Source organism: uncultured Corynebacterium sp., assembly GCF_946998835.1.
Taxonomy (GTDB): domain Bacteria; phylum Actinomycetota; class Actinomycetes; order Mycobacteriales; family Mycobacteriaceae; genus Corynebacterium.
The window spans coordinates 93,842-115,312 of the sequence record NZ_CAMQAZ010000002.1 but is presented as its reverse complement, the minus strand read 5'-3'; the positions used below and the strand labels follow the sequence as shown (position 1 = coordinate 115,312).

Below are 21,471 nucleotides of genomic sequence, written 5' to 3'. Positions count from 1 at the left end.
AAAGGGGTTTTGCCTACCAAGCGCCTATAGTTCTTCCTATGGGAAAGCAAAACAACGACTCATCGGCCACCGCGATGACCGCGCCGTCGACAAGCGCGAAACCTCGCGCACTGGTGACAGGCGGCGCCGGGTTTATCGGTTCAACGCTGGTCGACCGGTTGCTGGCTGAGGGCTATGCAGTCACGGCGCTGGACGATCTCTCCCATGGAAAGCTGGCGAATCTCGAACAGGCATCGCTTAACGACGATTTCGAGTTCGTCACCGCCGATGTGCTGGAGGTTGACTGGGACGAGCTTCTTGACCGCATTCGCCCCGAGGTCATCTTCCACCTAGCGGCGCAGATTGACGTGCGGATTTCCGTGGCCGACCCGGTGCGGGATGCGACATTGAACATTATCGGCACTATCAAGCTGGCTGAAGCGGCCCGAAAGCATGGTGTCCGCAAGGTTGTGTTTACTTCTTCAGGCGGTGCCATCTATGGCACCCCGGAGGAACTGCCGGTCTCCGAGAGCGTGCCCGTCAATCCGCTGAGCCCGTATGCCGCCTCTAAGGCGACGGGTGAGCTGTACCTGAATATGTTCCGTAACCTCTACGGTCTCGAGTGCTCACACATTGCGCCGGCAAATGTGTACGGCCCGCGGCAGGACCCGCACGGTGAAGCCGGAGTGGTGGCTATCTTCTCCCAGCGGTTGCTGGCTGGGGAGTCGACCAAGGTGTTTGGCGACGGCGGAAACACCCGCGACTATGTGTATGTCGACGATGTGGTGGATGCGTTTTACCGGGCATCCGGCGAGGTCGGTGGCGGAATGCGCTTTAATATCGGCACCGGTGTGGAGACCTCGGACCGACAACTGCATTCACTGGTGGCGGAGGCTGCCGGGGCCGAGGACAATCCGGAATTTGCGCCCGCGCGCACTGGCGATGTGGCGCGCTCGGCATTGAACCCCACGCGGGCGCGCGAGGTACTCGGCTGGGAGCCAGCTGTGAGTATTCAGGAGGGCGTGGCTCGCACTGTTGAGTACTTCCGGAATCAGGGCTAGCGCAGCTTACTTGCCGGCTTCTTCCATGCGCTTGGCGTGGATGAGAGCCAGCTCGATGTTGTCCTCGAACACGTCGAGAGGCTGTGCGCCCGAGACGAACTGAGTGCCAACGAGGAAGCCCGGAGTGCCGGAAATGCCCAGCATGGAACCGAACTGGGTGGCATCTTCGACCGCCTTGGTCCACTTGCCTTCCTCGAGTTCCTTTTCAAAGCGCTTCATATCCGACACACCGGCCTCACGAGCAGCGGCGATTAGTTCGTCTTTAGTGAACTCCGGGTGGCCTTGCCCCTTTTCCCCGGCCTTCTTAAACAGCGCGCGTGAGAACTCCCAGAACTTGCCTTGAGCTGCTGCGGCACGTCCAGCCTCCGCGTCCTTGATAGCCTCATCGCCATTGATGGCCATATCGTTCCACTCCAGGCGGACCAGGCCCTCGTTGACGTACTTTTCCACAAGCGTCGGTTCGGTCTCGTTCGCGAACTTCGCGCAGAACGGGCATTCGTAGTCCGAGTAGATCGAGATTACGACCGGAGCATCAACCGCACCGAGCGCAAAGGGATCATTTTCATTGCGGCGGTGGACATTGTCCATATCCTCCGGGGACTTCAGCTGTGCTCCGGCCTTTGGGCCGTAGATACTGGCGTCAAAAGAGCCGTCCGGTCCTGGCACAGGTGCTATCTCGCCTTTACCTGGCGCAACGCCTGCCATGTTGACCGTATTTACACCGTTGAAGCTAGCCGAGCGTGAACCAGCGAAGAAGCCCGCTGCACCAACCACAATCAGCGCGACGACGGCCAACGCCCACGCTGCATTTGGAATCGAATACCACGACTTGGTCTTCACATCGCTACCGGTAGACCACGTCTCCAAGTCCTGTTCAGTCGGCATCTGCTGTGAATCTTGCTGTGCTTCGGCTGCGGAGGGCTGCTGCGGATCGCCACTGTTGTCAGCGGCGGTGTTGTCCTTCTTTTCTTCGCTCATGGCTTCTATGGAACCACAGTTCCAAACTCACATGCGCATAGCGTTCCGCTTAGTTGGCCCCGTTGTTCTTCCCGCTGTTTTTCCGGCTGCCCGGAATTACAATTTCTTCCTCTGGACGCACTGCGGTCTTCAGCGCCACCGCACGCGCGAGTCGCGCGTAGCGCAGCTCCAGTTCGCGGAAGCGGATGTAGGACGACACGGTGGTAAACACGAACGCCAATACCAGCGCGTAGAGCAGCAAGTCGGTGCCGCGGTTCACACCGATCCAGTTGGCCACCACCGTCAGATCGTCGGGACGCACGATTGCCCACAGGCATGCGATGACGAAGACGACGAATCCCAGCTTCACGCCCGCCTTGGCGCGCGCTTTACGACGGTTTGCGAGGAAGTAACCCACCAGGCCCACCATCGCCAGCAGCAGAATAATTTGAACGATGGATGCGGTCATGGCAGCCTCTTCGAAATCAGGGAGTCGGCAAGGATATTGACACCGTTGAACAAGGATTGTCCCTTGGACATTGAGTATTCCGTGTAGAGAATATCGACCGGCTGTTCAGCGACGCGCCATTTTTTATCGTCCATGAGCTCGACAAACTCGGAGGCATGGCTCATGCCGTTCATGCGCAGGTTCAGTTGCTCTGCCACTGTGCGGTTGAAGGCGCGCAGGCCGTTGTGGGCGTCGGTAAGCCCGAGTCGGCGTGTACGTGGTGACAGCATGACCACGGTCTTTAGAACAATTCGCTTGATTAGCGGCACCTGGTCATCCTCTACGCGAGGGCGGCCAAAACGGGTACCCACAATGATGTCAATCGGCTCGGTGCGCAGCCGCTGCACCATCGCGACAACATCCTTGACCTGGTGCTGCCCATCGGCATCGAAGGTGACAAAGTACTTCGAGCCAGCCTGCGCGCGGGCGTACTCCACGCCGGTCTGGATAGCGGCGCCTTGGCCCAAGTTGACGGGGTGGTTGACCAAGTGTGCTCCGGCCAAGTGGATTTCCAGGCTGGAGTTATCCGAAGAGCCGTCGTTGACCGCGACAATGTTGGGGAAGGTTTCGCGAGCGTGCTCGAGGACCTCACGAATGACCTGGCCCTCGTTGTAGCACGGCACAATCAGCCAGGTGTCCGAAAAATCCATGTTGTCAGTCATCGCTCCGAAGCCTACCGCACAAACAATCGTCGATATGCGCGGGACATGAGCTTGGTTGGCAAAAGCCGGAAAAGTGTCCGTGCTGCCAAGTTAAACGCTGCCCGCGGCCGAGAGATCAGTCCTTCTTCCACGAGCGTATCTTGGAGCTTACGTTCGCTGTCGATGATGCCGCGCGAGGTACGCCGCTCGAACATGTCGTCAGCACGGAAGTACACCAGCGGCTCGGGCAGGTTTTCAAACTTCGCGCCCGCAGCCATAAGGCGCGCCCAGAGGTCGTAGTCCTCCATCAGACGGATATCGCGGTATCCACCGACCTCCCGCACCTTCGCCGTCCGCAGTATCACGGATGGGTGGTTCACAGGCGAATTGATTTTGATATAGCGTGCAATTTCGGCGTGTGTCTTCGGTAGAGTCCGCACGCGCACTACGTTGTCCGGCGTGCCTTCGAACTCCGCCATCGCACTGCCCAGCACATCCAACTCCAAATCAGCGGTTAGCGCGGTCCACTGCTTTTCAAAGCGATCCGCACGCGCAATATCATCCGCATCCAGCCGCGCCAACCACGGTGTTTTCACCAGTTGAAGCCCTGCTTGTAAAGCCACTCCCAAGCCGCCATTTTCCGCACACCGCAGCACCGTCAATTCCGGGTGCTCCTGTTCATGCTTGACGACGACTCGGTCGAGGTCCTGCCCAATTGGGCCATCGATGACCAAAATAACGTGCGCCGCCGGTCGTGTCTGATTCCACAGCGACTGCAGTGCAGCATCGAGCTGGTCGGGGACAGCACGGTGATAGACGGACATAAGAACCGTGAGATTAGTAATGGTGGACATGTGAGTCTCGAGTCTCGGGAGTTACAGGGACGGTAGGGAACAAAGGGGACGCTAGGAAATAAGGACGATAGCGAGGTGACGATAACGGAGCGCGGGGGAGGAACTATTCCACCGCAAATGCCTCCGATACCGCCTCCTTGGCAGCACGCGGCGGGAGCGTGCGCAGCGCAAGCAGGTGAATGACAACACCTACCGCAGAGCCTACGGCGATAGCCGCGACCGTGCGCACCGACAAGTGGCCGGGGAGGAACAAAATGAAAACAGCGGTTGTGGTCGCAGCCAGCCAACCGGCCAGGTACATGTTGTGTTTTTCCACAGCCAGGGTGACCGAGCCGGTGATCATCAACATGGCGGTCAAAGTCGCACCGAGCGTCAGCGCTGCGAGCACCGGGCCAGAGACACGGTAGCTCTCATCCAGAATGAGAGTCATAATCCACGGGCCGATGAGCCATGCCAGGCCAGCCCCGACAGTGCCGAAAGCCGCCAGCGCTGCCAATGGTTTGGCCAGCGCTGCCAGCACGCCTTCGGAGCGGTGCCGGACAAAACTCACAATGATGGCGTTTTGGAACTTCTCCAGCGGCATGAGCAGCGGGGCACGGGTTAGCGTCACAGCGTAGGCGATACCCGCGATGGTCACCGCTGCGGTGAAGTTGTTGGCATGTGGTGGAGTGAGCGATTCAGCTATCCCGGAGCCGGTGGTCACGGCTTCGCCGGCAATCTTGACGATTGTCGGAAAGCCCGTGACCAGCACCGCGGATGCGCCGGATGCGCCCATGGCCGTGACCATGAGAGCGACGAAGCGGCGCACCGGGACGTCGGCACGCGCGAACATGACCGAGCGAGTTGCCGGCGAAAATATTGCGAGAATCAGCCAACTGACCGTGCCGAAAACGGTAATAATCAGCCAGGCCAGAAGTCCCCAGCCGAAGTACCAGGCCACAAGCGCCAGTGCCACGCGCACAAGAATGTCAATCATGATTAGCGCGGCGTAGGGACCCCACAGTTGGCGACCGCTGAGTAGACCCGATGTGGTGGCCTGCATCGAGTACAGAGCCAGACCAAAAGCCATGAGAAGAACTGCCAGCCCGGTGTCATCCTGCACGACCAGCGGCGCCCACAGCGGGCCCGTCGCAGCCATGGTGATGAAGGTAATCACGGCCATGCCCAGTGAAACTGTGATGGGGCGGGCTCCGAGAGTCCGAGCGTTTTTGGCAGCTGTCTGCTCCTGCTCACTGCTGTGCTCCCGCGTCCGATTCTCTGCATCTGCGGCACCGATTGCGCGAGTGGTCTCCTGCATCAGCCCGCCGAGGACACCGGTGAGTGCGAAGAAAAGCCCCCAGTACGCCACGAACTGCAGGTTGACGGCATTGGGGAGCGCGCGGGCCGAGATAATCAGCACCGCAAAGCTGCCTATCGCGGCGACAATCGTGGCCAGCGACAGCCATTTGAAACCGGACATTGACGTGCCTCTAGTTCTCTAGTCCTTGGCCTTCGAGTAGCCGAGCTTGTCGAACTGAGCAGCCAGCTCCTCGTCCACGATTGGGGTACCGTCATCGTCGATGCCCTGGTCAGCAGGGGAGCGCGTCGGGTCAGTTGGGAAGTCCGGCAAAGGGCTGCGTGACAGCCAGGAGTCAAAGATGACATCCAGGTGCGAGGTGGTGATGCCACGCTCACGGCACACGCGATTGGCCAGTGCCCGGAAGTCCACCGCATCGACCACACTGTGGCGGTTAGTAGTGGTCCACTTACAAACCAAGTCGAAGAACACCTCGTCGCCGAGCAGCAGACGCAGAGCATGCACAGTCAGCGCGCCGCGCTTGTACAGGCGGTCGTCGAACATCAGCTTTGGCCCCGGGTTGGCGATAACGATGTCCTGATCTTCTTCAAGCAAATCCAGGTAGTGCTTGCGGGCGTGCACATCCGCACTGGCACCGCCGCTGACCTCGGACCACACCCACTCGGAGTAGCAGGCAAAACCCTCGTTGAGCCAAATATCGCGCCACTGCGAAATGCCAACGCTGTTGCCAAACCACTGGTGAGACAACTCGTGGGCAATCAGGCGGTTCCACGTGTCCTTGCCGTCGGCGTGGTTGGCGCCGAAGATGGACAGGCCCTGTGCCTCAATGGGGATCTCCAGGTCATCTTCACAAATGACCACCTGGTATGCGCGGAAGGGGTAGGGGCCAAAGAGCTTGGCGAATTCATCGAGCATGCGCCCCTGATCGCGGAAGTCATGGCGAGCATTGGCTACAAGTTCAGAGGGCACCCACGCCACCACGGTCGAGGTCTGGCACGGCAGCTCGACCTTCTTAAACTGGCCGACATTGATGGTGGCCAGGTAGGAGGCCATGGGCTCCTCGGTGACAAACCGCCAGCGGCGGCGCGATCCGCCCACGTTCACCGGAGCGTCGGCAAGCCCTGGTGCGACGACCTCGTAGGGAGCGTCGGTGACCATCGTGAACTCGTAGAACGCCTTGACCTCAGGATCGTCATCGCAGGGGTACCACGATGCCGCGCCGACCGGCTGCGATGCCACGAGTGCGCCGTTTTCCAGCTCCTCCCAGCCAATCTCGCCCCACTTCGAGCGCACCGGACGTGGCGTGCCCGAGTAGGTGACAATCAGCCGCAGCGTCTCGTCGGGAGCCAGCTCGCGGTCGAAGGTGACACGCAATTTGCGGCCCGAGTGACGCCAGCGCTTCACATCGATAGAGTGTGCCTGCGAATCGTAGATTGCATCCACCGAATCGACCCCCAGCGCATCCGCAAAGTCGAGCGTGAGGTGCGAAGTCCAAGCATTGATCTCGATGTGCAGAGTTGCCGTCGCCTTCAGACGATTCGGCCCGACCCGATAATCGAGGTCCAGTTCGTACTTGTTCACCCGGAAACCCAGGTTGAACGCAATACCGGTATATGGATTAGTGAAATCAGCGCTACTCACGGCTGTTACCTTACTTGAGCTTGTTCCACAGCCACGTAGATATGAGCGCCTCGACAAACGCGACCTGCGAATTATCCGCCGCACCGGCGTGCCCTCCCTCGGTGTTTTCGTAATGATCCACCGGTTGACCCGCTTCTGCCAGCAGCCACGCCAGACTCCGCGCATGTGCTGGGTGGACGCGGTCGTCCCTGGTAGACGTCGTAATCAACGCTGGTGGGTAGGCACGCTGCTCTCGCTTGACGACGCGCTGGACCGGCGAATACTGCGCAATCGCAGCCCGTTCGGTGGGGTCATCCGGGTTTCCATACTCGGCCATCCACGAGGCTCCCGCGGACAGCCTGTGGTAGCGCATCATGTCCGCCAGCGGCACCTGGGACACCACTGCGCCCACCAACTCCGGGTAGGAAGTCAGACACACAGCGGTCAACAGCCCACCGTTGGAGCCGCCGCGCACACCCAACTGTTTCCGGGTGCAGTAGCCGCGCGTGACCAAATCGCGCAGCACGGCCTGATGATCCTCATAGACCCTCATCCGCTCAGTCTTGACCACTGAGGAGTGCCAGGTCGGACCAAATTCACCGCCACCGCGCAGGTTGGCCTCCACGAAGTAGCCGCCGCGCTCGAGCCAGGTCAGGCCACGGATCGCTGAGTACTGCGGGACCAGCGAAACCTCGAAACCGCCATAGGCATGCACGAGGGTGGGGGCTGGGGTTGGGGCACTTGCGTCAGCGCCTGCACCTGCGTCAGCTCCCGAGCCGAAGTGGCCGGTGATGCGATACGGAATCCGCGTGCCATCGGCCGACGTCGCCCAGTGCTGTCGCGTCTCCATGCCCTCACTGTCGAAGAGCGCCGGAGCACGCCGCACTTCCGTGAGTTGGCCGCCGACCTGCCCGTACCAGAGCGTGGCCGGTTGTGTCGTCGCGGTCGACACCAACCAGATCTCATCATCGCGCTCCGAGGCCGTATCAATCACGCTCACAGTGGCCTGCGCCGGTAACTCGCTGAAGGTTTCCACCGGCTCCCACGAGCCCTCCCGCAGCACGACCAACTTCGTCGCGACATCCTCCAACAGCGTCAACACCAGGAAGTTCTTCGTCCACACCAGCTGCTGGAACGACGTGTGCGCATCAGGGGTGAAAACCACCTCCACCTCACGCGAGCCCGCCAGCCACTTATCCAGCTCCACAATGGCAACGCCACCAGCCGGAATGCCATTGAACTCCGTGCGCGGCATCAGCACCAGCCACTGTCTATGGACACTCGTCCGGCAGTCCTGCGGCACCTCCAGAATCTGCAGCGAAAAGTCCCCGTTCTGCTGCACCGCCAACTTGCCCGGACGCTCCGCCGCCACAAACCGCTGCGAATTATAAAAATCATGCGCACGCTCGACAAACAGCCGCTCAAAGCCTTCCGTCGCATCGAACCAACCGCCCACCGCCACATCATCGCTGTGGCCCGAGAAAATCACGTCCGCGCTTGACGACGGCGTGCCGCGCCGCCACCTACGCACCTGCCGCGGGTAGCCCGAATCCGTCAGCGAGCCCGGACCAAAGTCACTGCCAACGAGAATTTCATCGCGGCCCACCCAACAGACATCGGACTTCGCCTCCGGGAGGTAGAACGGCTCCTCCTCCACAAAAGAGCAGGTAACGAGGTCGAACTCCCGCACTACGGTGGCATCGGCGCCGCCGCGGGAGAGCATAATCAACGCGCGGTCATACTCCGGATAACGGCACACCGTGCCCTTCCAGACCCAGTTTTCCCCCTCGGCTGCCGCCAGCGCATCGAGGTCGATGAGCGCCTCCCATTCGGTTGCCTGCGGATCTTCCTGGCCAGCTAGATAGCTCTGCAAGGAGGTGCGCCGCCACAGACCCCGCGGATGCTCGGCATCCCGCCAGAAGTTATAGAGGTACTCACCGCGCCGCACCGGATACGCGATTCGGGCATCGGTGTTGAGCGCAGCCAGGATGCGTTGTTCCAGGTTGGTGCGGTCGCGGGTGTCGTCGGCAAGCGAATCGACGCCTGCGACGGTGGCCTCCGACTGCGCGCGCGCCCACGTCAGCGCCTGGGAACCGTCGATATCGTCCAGCCAATCGGGGACAAGGTCGGTGGAGAGGAAGGAGGAATCGTTACCCGTGTTGTTGCCGGTGTCGTTGCCCATGTCCACCACCGTAGCCCACCGCTGAAGGTAAAAAGTGGGGTTTGCCGGGTGGGCTTGCGAGGTGAAGTAAAGCTAAGTCGTGCGTAGACTTGTGCACGTGGCTGAACATTTTGATCTTGTAGTACTCGGCGGCGGTCCTGGCGGATACGTCGCAGCAATCCGTGCATCCCAGCTGGGTCTGAAGACCGCTGTGGTGGAGAAGCAATACTGGGGCGGTGTCTGCCTCAACGTTGGCTGTATTCCATCCAAGTCTCTGTTGAAGAACGCCGAGGTGGCGCACATTTTCAACCATGAGGCTAAGACCTTCGGTATCTCCGGTGATGTCTCCTTTGACTTCGGTGCCGCACACGCGCGTTCGCGCAAGGTGTCCGCGGGCATCGTCAAGGGTGTTCATTTCTTGATGAAGAAGAACAAGATCACCGAAATCAACGGTTTCGGTGAATTCACTGGCCCAACCTCCATGGCCATCACTGAGGGTGATGACGAGGGCAAGGAAATTACCTTCGACAAGGCGATTATTGCGACCGGCTCTGTCGTCCGTTCTCTGCCGGGTGTTGAGGTCGGCGGCAACATTGTTTCCTACGAAGAGCAGATTCTCTCCGACGAGCTGCCGGACTCCATGGTCATCGTCGGCGCTGGCGCCATCGGTATGGAATTCGCATACGTCCTGGCCAACTACGGCGTGGACGTCACCATCGTCGAGTTCATGGACAACGTTCTGCCGAACGAGGACGCAGACGTCTCCAAGGTTATTGCCAAGGAATACAAGAAGCTGGGCGTCAAGCTCATGACCGGTCACAAGACCACCTCCATCGTGGACAATGGTGACTCGGTTGAGGTCAAGGTCGAGGCCAAGGACGGCGGCGACGAGCAGACTCTGACCGTCGACCGCGTTATGGTCTCCATCGGCTTCGCACCGCGCACTGAGGGCATTGGCCTGGACAAGGCCGGTGTTGAGCTGGGCGAGCGCGGCGAGATTGTTATCGACGAGTACATGCGCACCAACGTTGACAACATTTACGCCATCGGTGACGTCACCATGAAGCTGCAGCTGGCACACGTTGCTGAAGCGCAGGGCGTTATCGCAGCTGAGCACATGGCAGGTCACGAGACCGAGACCATCCCGGACTACAACATGATGCCGCGCGCAACCTTCTGTAACCCGCAGGTGGGCTCCTTCGGTAAGACCGAGGCGCAGGCCAAGAAGTGGGCAGAGGAGAACGGCCGCGAGATTAAGGTCTCTACCTTCCCGTTCTCTGCAAACGGTAAGGCGCAGGGCCTGGCGGAGCCGGCAGGATTCGTGAAGCTCATTGCAGATGCCGAGTACGGCGAGCTGCTGGGTGGCCACATGGTGGGCGCCAACGTTTCCGAGCTCATGCCGCAGCTGGTCCTGGCTGAGAAGTACGAGCTGACCACTGAGGAAATCGGCCGCGCCGTCCACATCCACCCGACCATGTCCGAGGCCATGAAGGAAGCTGCCGAGGGCGTTATGGGCAAGATGATCAACCTGTAAAAGGTTTGGGTTCTGGCTTGGGATCAGCCTTCGCTGGTCTCGGCTCGGGCAGATACGAGTTAGTGCCCAGGTTTATAGCAGTTTGACCGAGAAATTCGGCACAAAAGTGCTATAAACCTGGGCACTTTCTTTTTGGGTCTTCCTTTTTTGGGGCATTTTGCGCGAACCAAGCCCCCGCGAACCAAGCCCCCGCGAACCAACCTTCGCCAACCAGGCTCAAGCCGCAGGCCCGCCCTGCGCCCGTCGTAAAGCGAATTAGTACGGCGAGACGGTGGAGCGGTGCATGTTGATGTCGATATCGCGATGAATCGGTGGGAACGCGCGCTGCGGGCAGGCCTCGCGGGAGCAGACCCTGCAGCCGGCGCCGATGGGCGTGGCGGCGTCGAGGTCCGCGAGATCGAGACCATCGGCGTATACGGTGCGCTCGGCATGCCGAGCCTCGCAGCCCAAACCGATGGCGAAAACCTTACCTGGCTTGCCGAAACGAGCCGCGTGATGTTCGACGGTACGGGAAATCCACATGTACGGCCGGCCATCCGGCATGAGCGCAACCTGGCGCATGACCTTGCCGGGGTAGGAGAAGGTCTCGTAGACGTTCCACAGTGGGCAGGTACCGCCCGAATGTGTGAAGTGGAAGCCGGTGGCGGATTGGCGTTTGGACATGTTGCCCGCGCGGTCGACGCGCACGAATGTCCACGGAATACCGCGCAAGCTGGGGCGTTGCATCGTGGACAGGCGGTGGCAGATGGTCTCGTAGCCGACTCCATACGTGCGTGAGAGCAGCTCGATGTCGTAGCGTTTCGACTCTGCCATCGCATGGAACGACTCATAGGGCAGAATCAGCGCCGCCGCGTAGTACGTCGCGACTCCGCGCTGCGCCAGCTTCCGAGACTCCTCTGACATGAAATGCCCAGACGCGACGGCCTCGGAGATGGTCTCCCCCTGCTCTAAAAACCCTAGCTCCGTGGCCATACGGAAGGCGCGCTGCCCCGGTGAGAGGTGCCGCGCGAGGTAGAGCGTCTTCGTTCGCTTATCAAGGCTGTGCTGCACATCGCCTAACGACGATTCCAGCGCAATCCGGATCCCATGGTCGTTGGACAGCCTGTCGGCCAGCATAGAGACGACATCGGTGGTCTCATCGGTAATCCGCAGCTCGCGGGCTAGTTCCTCGGCGGCGGTGTCGACTGCAGAGATGTAGTTCTGGCGGGCGTAGAAGTAGTCGCGGACCTCCTCGTGTGGCATGGTCAGCGCCTGTGAGCCGGAGGAGGTGTCGGTGCTATTGCCGAAGTTGCGCTCCTCGGTAGCCAGGGAAAGTTTGTCGGTGACGTTGCGGTAGCGGCGGTGAATGTCCACCATGATGCGGGCGATGTCGGGGTGGTCGCGGACCATCTCTGAGATTTCCTGCAGGTCCATGGGGGACTTGGCAATCTCTTTGTCCATCACCACGTCTTGAACCTCAGCGAGGAGACGGGAATCGTCATCGCGGGAAAAGAACGTCGCATCAACGCCGAAAGTGTCTGTGATGCGAAGCAGAACGGGCACGGTCAACGGGCGGACATCGTGCTCAATCTGGTTGACGTAACTAGCCGAGAGGCCCAACGCCTGCGCGAGCGCGGCCTGGCTGAGGTCGCGCTCGCGGCGTAGCTGGCGGAGGCGAGATCCGACATAGGTTTTCGACATACTGCCCAGCATATCCCGAGGTTAGCTGGATTTGTGTAGAAAACCGTTGCAACCTTTGCTCCCGGGTTGAGGTGCGCGAAGGTGTCAGTCGCGTTTAGTTGCCGGAGGTCGGGAGTTCGAGCTTCGGTAGGCTTGGCGAACCCAAGGAGTCGAAGAAGCCTCGACGGGTATTGACCTGAATTTCGCGTGCCTCGGACTTGGCATCACCACGGTTTGCAGTGACGGTGACAGTGCCAGAGATAGCCGGCAGGAATCCGAGGTTGCAGGAGAATGCTCCCTCGTCGTTGGTCTGTGCCACGCAGCGAGTGCCACCTGGGCCGAGAGCCTCAACCGTGGTTCCCGGTTCAGCCTTTCCGCTAATCACAGTCTGTGCCCGGCCGAAAGCGTTGGCGGGGTCGGCCTTCAGCTCAGAAGGTGCCTCAGGTGGGGCGATGGTGACGTTGATGGACTTGGTGGCTGAGCTGCTGCCGAGGATTTCATCGGAGTCGTCGAGAACTGCCTTGACATCGAAGTTTCCGGTGCTGGTTGGAGTCCAATCGCACGCGGCGGTGTCCGTGTCCGCTGCAATATCGGCGGTACACAGCGTGGTGCCACCGGCAACGAAGTTTACTGTCTTGCCGGTCAGAGAAGGAATCTCTACGCCGTCGTCTGCACTGACAGTTACCTTTGCCTTCAGGGGCAGTGGGCGGTCGACCGCTGCTGTATCCGGAGTGTCGACGAGCTCAATCGAGGTACGGACGCGGCTAGTGTCGACAACCGTAATTGCCGGTCCACCGTTGAACTTATCGCTGCCGTAGGTCTTTGAGCTCCAAAAATTGCCGTACTTGTAATAAAACCCAGAAGTCAGTTCGGTGTCCTGCACGCATGAGTCACCTACCTTGTACTGCAGGGTGAATGTGTGCGGGGCGTCCTTGTTAAAGGTCCAGTAGCCGGAGCTATCCGTCGACTTGATGGCAGTGGCTCCTGGCGTAGCAGTTACTTTGTCCTCGGGGAGCGCGGTTGCGGAAGCGTCGCCTACCTGCAGGGTGGCAGAGCCCGGCTGGTATTCGAGGCAAGAGTCTACGTTGTTTTTCCAGTCGTAGATGTAGTCGTTGCCGGAGGTCGTGGTGAAGGTCTGGCTGTAGGTGATGATTTCACCTGGAGCCGGTGTCGTGTTGCTGACAGTGCGGCTGTAGACCGATCGGCGGTCGGTATGCGTTTCGGTTGCGCTGTCGGCAAGGGCCGCCGGTGTGGACAACAGGGCAAACGTGGAGGCGCAGGTCACTGCTGTGGTGATGCGCAGAGTTTTGCGAGAGGTCATGGAATTGCTTTCTGTCGGAAAGGCCGGGGATTGTAGCGGGAAAACTCGGAGGTCCCGGACTCAGTAGCAGGCGCTAGTATCGGTGCTGGTGTAGGTTCCGGCGCCGGCATCGGTGCTGGTTAGGAATTAGCAGGGTTCTTTGCGCCAGGGCTCTGAATGCCTGGGCTCTGAGGTGACTTCAGTCCCGGGGAACCGAAGGAGGCGCTGCCCGGTGTGCGGGTGCCCTCCTCGTAGCCGGTGAAGGCGTATGCGGCATTGCTCTCATCGGTGCACATGATGAAAGCTGCGGCATCGAAATCCGTGCGCGGACCCGAGCTCGGGTTGTTCAAGTAGGCGGAGAAGTCGTGAGTTGCGCCAGGCTCAATGGTGAAAGCATTGATGAGACCTGCGTGGCCCTTCACCCGCTCAGCGGAGTAGTCCTGTGCAATCTGGTTGCGCTGGGCATTCGGGTCGCCCAGCGTACCGCCGAGTCCCTGCAGGAGTGGGCCGAACATTCCCAGATCAAGCTGCCCCAACGCAATGTTGCCAATGAGGGGGATGCCGCCAAGCTGAATCGGCACCTTTGGCAATTCGCGGAAGGTGTTCTTGCGGTAGTAATCCTCAGAGGCTGCCACCAGCTTCGACGTGGTGACATCGCCCGCGACCTTGTCGGTACCACGTGGGCCAGCGCAGATGAACTTCTTAGCCGAGTTGTTTGTAACCTTTCCGGAAATCTCAGTTGCGCCCGCATCAGCCGCATTGACTGTAACGGTCAGCAGCTTCGTGTCAGTGTGGACGACAATCGAGGACTGATCCGCGCCGGGCACCACATTGCTGTGAGGCTCGGCGAGAGCAGGAGTAGTGGAAAGCAGAGTGACGGTGGCGGCAAGGGCCACTGCAGGTGCGGCAGCCTTGGCTGCACGTGACAGAGAGAAAGTCATGGAATCCGAGTCCTTAGAGGTGATTGGGGCAGGTGGGCCGGTAAGGGGAATCGTCGTAAAGCTGAGGCTTGCTACGACATCTTCAGCGAGGGGGAAGAAAGGCCAGGAGAGCCGAGCGAACCGCTGGAGCTACCGCCCCTGGGAGCCTTTCCGGACTCGTAGCCTGCGAAGACGTAGTGCTGCTTGTGCGGATCATCGTTGTCCGTGCAGTAGACGAGGGCAGCGGCGTCGAAGTCCTTACGCTCGCCAGCACCCGGCTTGTTCAGACCGACCTGGTGAGTAGAAGTACCGAAAGGCTCAAGCTCGAATGCGGGAATCTCGCCAGTGTGGCCTGCCAACTTAGCTTGCTCCCAGGCGCGGAAGAGCTCGGCGCGAGCGTTCAGCTGCTTGCCCAGGGCAGAGCCCACCAGTCCGCCTGGAACGAATTCCAGAAAGCCATTGGTCGGGATGACTCCCAGAAGCGGAACGTTGATGCCGTCAGAAGGAACATATGGCCAGGTACGGTAGTAATCCACGGCCTTCGTTACGATACTGGCTTCCGTCACTGTGTTGGGCAGGCGGGCTGGCTTCTTTGGGTCAGTGGAAACGCCTGGAGCGAAGCAGGAGAATTTGCTGTCGTAGTTGTTCTTGACTTCGATGGTGACGGTATCTTCGCCCTTGTTCTCGTTGACAGTGACCTGGATTCGTGGGCTGTCGGTGACGACCACATGGCCGTTGGCGGAAGCGCCGGGCAGAAGGCTGTTCATGTCCTGTGCGGAGGCTACGGATGTGGACCCGAGAACCATGGCGGAAGCTACTGCAATGGTAGCGGCGGTCTTGACTGAATTCTTGGTGGAAAACATGCTGGACATGCGTGAGAAGAGTCCGGATTTCATAAAAGTGTCTTTCGTGGAGAAGTGTGTAGTCCCCCGTGTGTCCACGCGCAACTGAAATCCCGAAGGGTTGGCGAGGAAGAATCGCGATGATTCGAAACTATCCACGGTGGAGCATGGGGTACGGGCAGGTCGCTGTATCCCATGACCGCAAGGGCGATAAGAATGTTACCAGTGTGACTAGAGTGACACACGATGTAAAAGTGACATGGGGGTAACCTTATAAGTCCAGGTGAGACGACATTTATAAAAACAGATTTATTGCCGTGGGATGTGGCGATAGCTGAACTCGTCGAAAGGTTTCGCGCTTTACGACGGCGCGGAGTCGACACGTCGATGAAAATACAAAAACACCCAGCGAAGGCTGCGGGTGCAGCCCTCGCTGGGTGTTGAAGTTAGGTCCGAGACCTAAGCCCTAAGCCAAGTGGCTTAGAACTGACCCTCCTCGGTGGAGCCCTTCAGGGCGGTGGTGGAGGAGTTCGGGTCGACGGTGGTGGCGATGCGGTCGAAGTAGCCGGCGCCAACCTCGCGCTGGTGCTTGACAGCGGTGAAGCCGCGCTTCTCGGCAGCCTCGAACTCGCGGTTCTGCAGGTCGACGAATGCGGACATCTGCTCGCGAGCGTAGCCGTATGCCAGGTCGAACATGCCGTAGTTCAGGGCGTGGAAGCCAGCCAGGGTGATGAACTGGAACTTGAAGCCCATCTTGCCCAGCTCGTTCTGGAACTTGGCGATCTCGTCCTTCTCCAGGTGAGCGGACCAGTTGAAGGACGGGGAGCAGTTGTAAGCCAGGAGCTGGTCCGGGTACTCAGCCTTGACGCCCTCAGCGAACTTCTTGGCCAGCTCGAGGTCCGGAGTACCGGTCTCCATCCAAATCATGTCAGCGTACGGAGCGTAGGACTTCGCACGATCGATGCACGGCTCCAGGCCGTTCTGGACGTGGTAGAAGCCCTCGGAGGTGCGGTCACCGGTGATGAACTTCTGGTCGCGCTCATCAACGTCGGAGGTGATGAGGGTAGCGGCCTCAGCGTCGGTGCGGGCGATGATGACGGTCGGAGTGTTGGAGACGTCAGCAGCCAGGCGAGCAGAGGTCAGGGTACGGATGTGCTGCTGGGTCGGGATCAGGACCTTGCCGCCCAGGTGGCCACACTTCTTCTCAGAAGCGAGCTGGTCCTCCCAGTGGGTACCAGCGGCACCAGCGTTAATCATGGCCTTCTGCAGCTCGTAGACGTTCAGAGCGCCACCGAAGCCAGCCTCACCGTCAGCGACGATCGGCAGCAGCCAGTTGTCGACGGAGTCGTCGCCCTCGATGCGAGCAATCTCGTCTGCGCGGAGCAGAGCGTTGTTGATGCGGCGAACGACGTTCGGGACGGAGTTAGCCGGGTACAGGGACTGGTCCGGGTAGGTGTGGCCGGAGAGGTTAGCGTCACCGGCGACCTGCCAACCGGAGAGGTAGACAGCCTTCAGGCCAGCGCGAGCCTGCTGAACGGCCATGTTACCGGTCAGTGCACCCAGAGCGTTGATGTAGGAATCATCCTCAACGTTGACGCCTTCCCACAGGATCTCAGCGCCGCGGCGAGCGAGGGTGTTCTCCTCGACGACGGTGCCCTGGAGCTCAGCAACCTGCTCAGCGGTGTAGTCGCGGGTGATACCTTCCCAGCGCGGGTTCTCGTCCCAATCCTTCTGGATTTCGGCGGCGGTACGTGCCTTACCAACGTTAGACATAAACGGAGTCACTTCCTTTTGCTTGCTTTTTGAACTCCGGGTGCTGACTTAAGAACAATTCCTACAGAACCGATCTACAGGCTGACCCGATGGTGACCGCGGCGCCAGTTGAATGCAGGCAGCATCTGGAAAAATGCTGTACCCCTGCACACAAACATGCGAACAAAAACAATGTCCGCTTCCGCGTGTCATGTTTCACATTTTGGGGCATAGCGCGAAGTTCGTCAAGCAGCTTCGGGTGTGAATTCAAGTATGTAACCCGAATAACACTTGTGAAGATTGCAAACATTGTGATGCGTAGCTTGGCTTTAGCGATTTTCGCCTGTGACCGGCCGGTACATTTGTACTGTTATTTCTTCATTGCAGTCTCGCGAATAACATTCCCCCCGCTTTGGGGTGTTTTATATTTTGGTAAATAATCGAGTGCGCGGCTAACGGCGTTTGGGCTTTAGGGGGTGCCCAGCTACCCCCGAAAATGCGGCATCTGGCTCGAAAACAGGCTCCTAAGTACACCGTCCGTACACCGGTCAATGCGCCACCGATACGCGGTTTGGGGTTGGAGTTAGCTCCGCTTGTTATTTCGTCTTTCTTGGGCGTTTTGGAGGCAGGTGCCGCCTTTAGGGCTTCTGGTGGTGAGTGCTGAGATGCAGGTCGCAATGCTAAATCTCTGTAACGGGCGACACATTTTCCCTCCGTGCAGTTCTTCGTGGCGAAGCGGTAAGCGGGGCGGGGAGGTCGCATGTATGACGGGTGGGAGCCTAACTCCATGGTCCCAAGGTTGAATGCCCGAATGGTCACCTGGAGGGGGTGGGGGTCTGCTCGCGAGAGGCGCGTCGTCAAGCGAAAGAAACGGCAAATGTGAGGGGCGCAATATCGGGCCGACGGATGGCGGTTCTGGAAAAAGAGGGTTCATAAGTGTGCCGAATCACATACAGTAGGAGGACAACGCATCCAGTGCGTGAGCCGCTGACGTGGCCGTGACTGGGTGAGCAAATTGCAATCAATAGTTTTGAGGAGAGCAATGGCACAGCGTATTTCGGCAGGTGGAATGCAGGTCGCGAAGGTTCTTTACGACTTCGTTAATGACACCGCACTCCCCGCCGCCGGCATTGAGGACAAGGACGCGTTCTGGAATGGCTTTGGTGACATCGTCGCCAAGTACACCCCGCGCAACCGTGAGCTGCTGGCCAAGCGCGATGAGCTGCAGGAAAAGCTCGACGCTTGGTACAAGGAGAACCCGGGCAAGCAGGATCAGGACAAGTACGTCGCATTCCTGAAGGAAATCGGCTACCTCGTTGACAACCCGGGTGACTTCCAGGTCACCACGGCTAACGTCGACACTGAGATCACCTCCACCGCCGGCCCGCAGCTGGTCGTGCCGGTGCTCAACGCCCGTTTCGCCATCAACGCCGCGAACGCACGCTGGGGCTCGCTTTACGATGCGCTGTACGGCACCAACGCTATTGCTGAAGATGGCGGTGCGGAGAAGGACACCCCGGGCTACAACAAGGTCCGTGGTGACCGCGTTATCGCATGGGGCCGTGACTTCCTGGACAACGCTCTGCCGCTGGTCGACGGTTCCCACGCGGACGTTACCTCTTACGACATTGTCGACGGTCACCTGCAGGCAACCCTGGAGGGTGGCGCTACCTCTGGTCTGCGCGAGCCGGAGACCCTGGTCGGCTACACCGGTGACAAGGACGCACCGGAGTCCATTTACTTCAAGCACAACGGTCTGCACATCCAGTTGCTGATCGATCCGGAGTCCCCGGTCGGCAAGACCGACAAGGCTGGCGTCAAGGACATCGTCCTGGAAGCCGCTGTCACCAACATCATGGACCTCGAGGACTCTGTCGCCGCAGTTGACGCTGCCGACAAGACCCTGGGTTACACCAACTGGCTGGGCCTTAACGTCGGTGACCTTGCAGTCGAGTTCACCCGTGGCGGCAAGAAGCTGTCCCGTACCATCAACGACGACCGCACCTACACCGCTCTTGACGGTTCCGAGGTCACCCTGCACGGTCGTTCCCTGAACCTGGTCCGTAACGTCGGCCACCTGATGCAGAACCCGGCCATCCTCGACCGCGACGGCGAGGAGATTTTCGAGGGCATCATGGATGCCGTCGTCACCGCTGTCTGTGCAATCCCGGGCCTGGATCAGGACAACGTACGTAAGAACTCCCGTACTGGTTCGATCTACATCGTGAAGCCGAAGCAGCACGGCCCAGATGAGGCTGCATTCACCAACGAGCTGTTCGCAGACGTTGAGAAGCTGCTGGGTCTGCCGCACAACACCCTGAAGGTCGGCCTGATGGATGAGGAGCGTCGTACCTCCGTCAACCTGGATGCCGCCATCAAGGCTGTTTCCGAGCGTGTCGTTTTCATTAACACCGGCTTCATGGACCGCACTGGTGATGAGATCCACACCTCCATCCAGGCTGGTCCGATGTTCCGCAAGGCAGTTCAGAAGACCGCTCCGTGGATGCTGGCTTACGAGGACAACAACGTTGACTCCGGCCTGGCACACGGCCTGCAGGGCAAGGCTCAGATCGGTAAGGGCATGTGGGCTATGACCGAGCAGATGGCTGAGCTGCTGGAGCAGAAGATTGGTCAGCCGAAGCAGGGTGCTTCCACCGCGTGGGTTCCGTCCCCGACCGGTGGTGTGCTGCACGCTACCCACTACCACGAGGTCGACGTCTTCGGCGTTCAGGACAAGCTGCTTACCGACGGTCGCCGCGACACCTTTGGTGACCTGCTGACCATCCCGGTAGCGGCAGCTAAGGCTGGCGAGCCGGGCGCTGACTGGTCCGATGAGGACAAGGCTAACGAGCTGGACAACAACTGCCAGTCCATCCTGGGTTACGTTATCCGCTGGGTTGAGCAGGGTGTCGGCTGCTCCAAGGTGCCGGACATCAACGATGTTGACCTGATGGAGGACCGCGCTACCCTGCGTATTTCCTCCCAGACTCTGGCTAACTGGCTGCTGCACGGTGTTGTCACCGAGGAGCAGATCATTGATTCGCTTCAGCGTATGGCCGAGGTCGTTGACCGCCAGAACGAGGGCGATGAGGCATACCTGCCGATGGCTCCGGACTTCGACAAGTCCATCGGTTTCCAGGCTGCCAAGGAGCTCATCCTTGATGGTGTGAACCAGCCGTCCGGTTACACCGAGCCGATTCTGCACCGTCGTCGTCTGGAGTTCAAGAAGCGCGAGGGCATTGACCAGGACTAATTCTTGGTCTGGCCGGGGCTTGTCAGCAGACCCGTTAGTCAGTGCGATTAGCGGGTTAGCTGGCAGCGACCGAGCTGAAAATAACTAAATAACCACCCAAACTGCCGGTGTGTATGTCGGGTTGGCTGATTTAAGAGGCCGATTCCGCGTCCACCCGGCAGTTTGTTTTTTTTGGGGGGGGGAGGGCTGACATTTGGGCGCCCGTGTTGGACGTGTTGGAAAAGCCGCGGCCTCGGGGTTTGAGCTACCCGGCTTCGCAAGCGGGGTAGTGGCAATATTGCTAGCGTTGGTTGGGAAGTTAATTGCGAATATGCAGTCTGCAATGTCCAAGGAGCTGCGACCCCATGACTAATTCCACGACCGACAGTGCTACCAACCTTGCCAAGGCCAAAGAATTCCTCCATAACGCGGGCGCAATCCTGTTTGACCTCGACGGAGTGATTACCCCCACCGCCGATGTTCACGAGCAGGCGTGGGCGGACATGTTTAGCGACTACTTCGAGCACAAGGGAGTCACGGCTTATACGGAGGAGGACTACTTCACCTACCTCGATGGCCGTCGCCGTGATGAGGGGATTGCGGCAATCCTGGAGTCCCGGGGCATCTCGCTGCCACACGGTAGCGATGAGGACACTGCGGAAGACGAGACGATTGTTGGACTCGGAAAGCGCAAGAATGATGACTTCCTGGCGCGAGTCGCCAGGGGCATTGAGGCATACCCGGGGTCTGTTGCGTTGCTCGATGAGTTGCAGGGCGCGGGGGACTCGTCGGCAAGCGACAAACCGCAGTTGGCGGTGGTTAGCTCGTCGAAGAACGCGGTGCCGGTGCTGACGGCGGCGGGACTGCGTGAGCGGTTCGTGGAGATTGTTGACGGCGTCGTGGCGCACGAGAATAACCTGCCGGGCAAGCCCGCGGGCGATACCTTCGTGTATGCCGCGAAGAATCTGGGGGTGGCACCGCGCGATGCCGTGGTGGTCGAGGATGCCATCAGCGGTGTGCAGGCGGGCGCAGCGGGTGCATTTGGCCTCGTCATTGGTGTTGACCGCGGTGCCGGTGCGGAAGCGCTGAGCCGAGCAGGCGCTGACATTGTGGTCAGTGACTTGGCGGAACTCGTCTAGGCTGGCTCGTGACAA

16 protein-coding genes are annotated in these 21,471 nt (G+C 59.8%); 4 read left to right on the top strand and 12 right to left on the bottom strand.

What is annotated here, in order from left to right:
• The first annotated feature begins 74 nt into the window (after positions 1-74).
• A complete protein-coding gene (locus tag Q0U90_RS01290; protein ID WP_297450569.1) occupies positions 75-1,040 on the top strand; it encodes a GDP-mannose 4,6-dehydratase in 966 nt (321 codons plus the stop codon).
• 6 nt (positions 1,041-1,046) lie between these two features.
• On the opposite strand, the gene Q0U90_RS01285 is transcribed toward Q0U90_RS01290, so the two are convergent.
• From Q0U90_RS01285 to Q0U90_RS01255, 7 genes are all read right to left on the bottom strand, one after another.
• The gene (locus Q0U90_RS01285; protein WP_297450463.1) at positions 1,047-2,018 is read right to left on the bottom strand and encodes a thioredoxin domain-containing protein; all 972 of its coding nucleotides are present in this window, start codon (positions 2,016-2,018) and stop codon (positions 1,047-1,049) included.
• A gap of 49 nt (positions 2,019-2,067) precedes the next feature.
• Entirely contained in the window at positions 2,068-2,466 is a 399-nt protein-coding gene (locus tag Q0U90_RS01280; protein ID WP_297450459.1) for a DUF2304 domain-containing protein, read from the bottom strand.
• On the bottom strand, positions 2,463-3,167 hold the full coding sequence (locus Q0U90_RS01275; protein ID WP_297450457.1) for a glycosyltransferase family 2 protein: 705 nt from the start codon (positions 3,165-3,167) through the stop codon (positions 2,463-2,465). Before Q0U90_RS01275 ends, Q0U90_RS01280 begins: the two co-directional genes overlap by 4 nt.
• A gap of 11 nt (positions 3,168-3,178) precedes the next feature.
• Complete coding sequence (locus tag Q0U90_RS01270; RefSeq protein ID WP_297450455.1) at positions 3,179-4,000, bottom strand: glycosyltransferase; 822 nt, start codon at positions 3,998-4,000, stop codon at positions 3,179-3,181.
• A gap of 103 nt (positions 4,001-4,103) precedes the next feature.
• Positions 4,104-5,459 (bottom strand): hypothetical protein, encoded by a 1,356-nt coding sequence (locus Q0U90_RS01265; RefSeq protein ID WP_297450451.1) that lies wholly within the window; start codon positions 5,457-5,459, stop codon positions 4,104-4,106.
• A gap of 18 nt (positions 5,460-5,477) precedes the next feature.
• Positions 5,478-6,938, bottom strand: a complete 1,461-nt coding sequence (locus tag Q0U90_RS01260; protein ID WP_297450448.1) for a M1 family metallopeptidase — start codon at positions 6,936-6,938, stop codon at positions 5,478-5,480.
• 10 nt (positions 6,939-6,948) lie between these two features.
• A complete protein-coding gene (locus Q0U90_RS01255; protein ID WP_297450445.1) occupies positions 6,949-9,099 on the bottom strand; it encodes a prolyl oligopeptidase family serine peptidase in 2,151 nt (716 codons plus the stop codon).
• A gap of 97 nt (positions 9,100-9,196) precedes the next feature.
• Here Q0U90_RS01255 and lpdA point away from each other — a divergent pair, with 97 nt between their 5' ends.
• Positions 9,197-10,612, top strand: coding sequence for a dihydrolipoyl dehydrogenase (gene lpdA, locus Q0U90_RS01250; RefSeq protein WP_297450442.1), 1,416 nt, complete (start codon positions 9,197-9,199; stop codon positions 10,610-10,612).
• A 255-nt stretch (positions 10,613-10,867) separates the two neighbouring features.
• Here the strand turns inward: lpdA and ramB are convergent, their stop codons facing one another.
• The 5 genes from ramB to aceA form a co-directional block, all read right to left on the bottom strand.
• Positions 10,868-12,292 carry an acetate metabolism transcriptional regulator RamB gene (gene ramB / locus Q0U90_RS01245; protein WP_297450439.1) on the bottom strand — a complete coding sequence of 475 codons (1,425 nt, stop codon included), beginning with the start codon at positions 12,290-12,292 and terminating at the stop codon, positions 10,868-10,870.
• Positions 12,293-12,386: 94 nt separating this feature from the next.
• Positions 12,387-13,592, bottom strand: a complete 1,206-nt coding sequence (locus Q0U90_RS01240) for an Ig-like domain-containing protein (RefSeq protein WP_297450435.1) — start codon at positions 13,590-13,592, stop codon at positions 12,387-12,389.
• Positions 13,593-13,711: 119 nt separating this feature from the next.
• Positions 13,712-14,512, bottom strand: a complete 801-nt coding sequence (locus tag Q0U90_RS01235) for a hypothetical protein (RefSeq protein ID WP_297450433.1) — start codon at positions 14,510-14,512, stop codon at positions 13,712-13,714.
• Positions 14,513-14,583: 71 nt separating this feature from the next.
• Complete coding sequence (locus tag Q0U90_RS01230) at positions 14,584-15,363, bottom strand: hypothetical protein (protein ID WP_297450430.1); 780 nt, start codon at positions 15,361-15,363, stop codon at positions 14,584-14,586.
• 450 nt (positions 15,364-15,813) lie between these two features.
• The gene (gene aceA / locus Q0U90_RS01225; protein WP_297450428.1) at positions 15,814-17,106 is read right to left on the bottom strand and encodes an isocitrate lyase; all 1,293 of its coding nucleotides are present in this window, start codon (positions 17,104-17,106) and stop codon (positions 15,814-15,816) included.
• A 1,021-nt stretch (positions 17,107-18,127) separates the two neighbouring features.
• Between aceA and Q0U90_RS01220 the strand changes: the two genes are divergently transcribed.
• Both Q0U90_RS01220 and Q0U90_RS01215 read left to right on the top strand, forming a co-directional pair.
• Positions 18,128-20,338: a malate synthase G gene (locus Q0U90_RS01220; protein ID WP_297450425.1), complete on the top strand. Its 2,211-nt coding sequence runs from the start codon at positions 18,128-18,130 to the stop codon at positions 20,336-20,338.
• Between the two features lie 344 nt (positions 20,339-20,682).
• Positions 20,683-21,456 (top strand): HAD-IA family hydrolase, encoded by a 774-nt coding sequence (locus tag Q0U90_RS01215; protein ID WP_297450422.1) that lies wholly within the window; start codon positions 20,683-20,685, stop codon positions 21,454-21,456.
• Positions 21,457-21,471: the final 15 nt, after the last annotated feature.

What these genes read in the sequence shown, in the direction of transcription:
- Q0U90_RS01290 (WP_297450569.1), top strand. Translation starts at nt 75, where the DNA reads ATGACCGCGCCGTCGACAAGCGCGAAACCTCGCGCACTGGTGACAGGC.
- Q0U90_RS01285 (WP_297450463.1), bottom strand. Translation starts at nt 2,018, where the DNA reads ATGAGCGAAGAAAAGAAGGACAACACCGCCGCTGACAACAGTGGCGAT.
- Q0U90_RS01280 (WP_297450459.1), bottom strand. Translation starts at nt 2,466, where the DNA reads ATGACCGCATCCATCGTTCAAATTATTCTGCTGCTGGCGATGGTGGGC.
- Q0U90_RS01275 (WP_297450457.1), bottom strand. Translation starts at nt 3,167, where the DNA reads ATGACTGACAACATGGATTTTTCGGACACCTGGCTGATTGTGCCGTGC.
- Q0U90_RS01270 (WP_297450455.1), bottom strand. Translation starts at nt 4,000, where the DNA reads ATGTCCACCATTACTAATCTCACGGTTCTTATGTCCGTCTATCACCGT.
- Q0U90_RS01265 (WP_297450451.1), bottom strand. Translation starts at nt 5,459, where the DNA reads ATGTCCGGTTTCAAATGGCTGTCGCTGGCCACGATTGTCGCCGCGATA.
- Q0U90_RS01255 (WP_297450445.1), bottom strand. Translation starts at nt 9,099, where the DNA reads ATGGGCAACGACACCGGCAACAACACGGGTAACGATTCCTCCTTCCTC.
- ramB (WP_297450439.1), bottom strand. Translation starts at nt 12,292, where the DNA reads ATGTCGAAAACCTATGTCGGATCTCGCCTCCGCCAGCTACGCCGCGAG.
- Q0U90_RS01240 (WP_297450435.1), bottom strand. Translation starts at nt 13,592, where the DNA reads ATGACCTCTCGCAAAACTCTGCGCATCACCACAGCAGTGACCTGCGCC.
- Q0U90_RS01235 (WP_297450433.1), bottom strand. Translation starts at nt 14,512, where the DNA reads ATGACTTTCTCTCTGTCACGTGCAGCCAAGGCTGCCGCACCTGCAGTG.
- Q0U90_RS01230 (WP_297450430.1), bottom strand. Translation starts at nt 15,363, where the DNA reads ATGTCCAGCATGTTTTCCACCAAGAATTCAGTCAAGACCGCCGCTACC.
- aceA (WP_297450428.1), bottom strand. Translation starts at nt 17,106, where the DNA reads ATGTCTAACGTTGGTAAGGCACGTACCGCCGCCGAAATCCAGAAGGAT.
- Q0U90_RS01220 (WP_297450425.1), top strand. Translation starts at nt 18,128, where the DNA reads ATGGCACAGCGTATTTCGGCAGGTGGAATGCAGGTCGCGAAGGTTCTT.
- Q0U90_RS01215 (WP_297450422.1), top strand. Translation starts at nt 20,683, where the DNA reads ATGACTAATTCCACGACCGACAGTGCTACCAACCTTGCCAAGGCCAAA.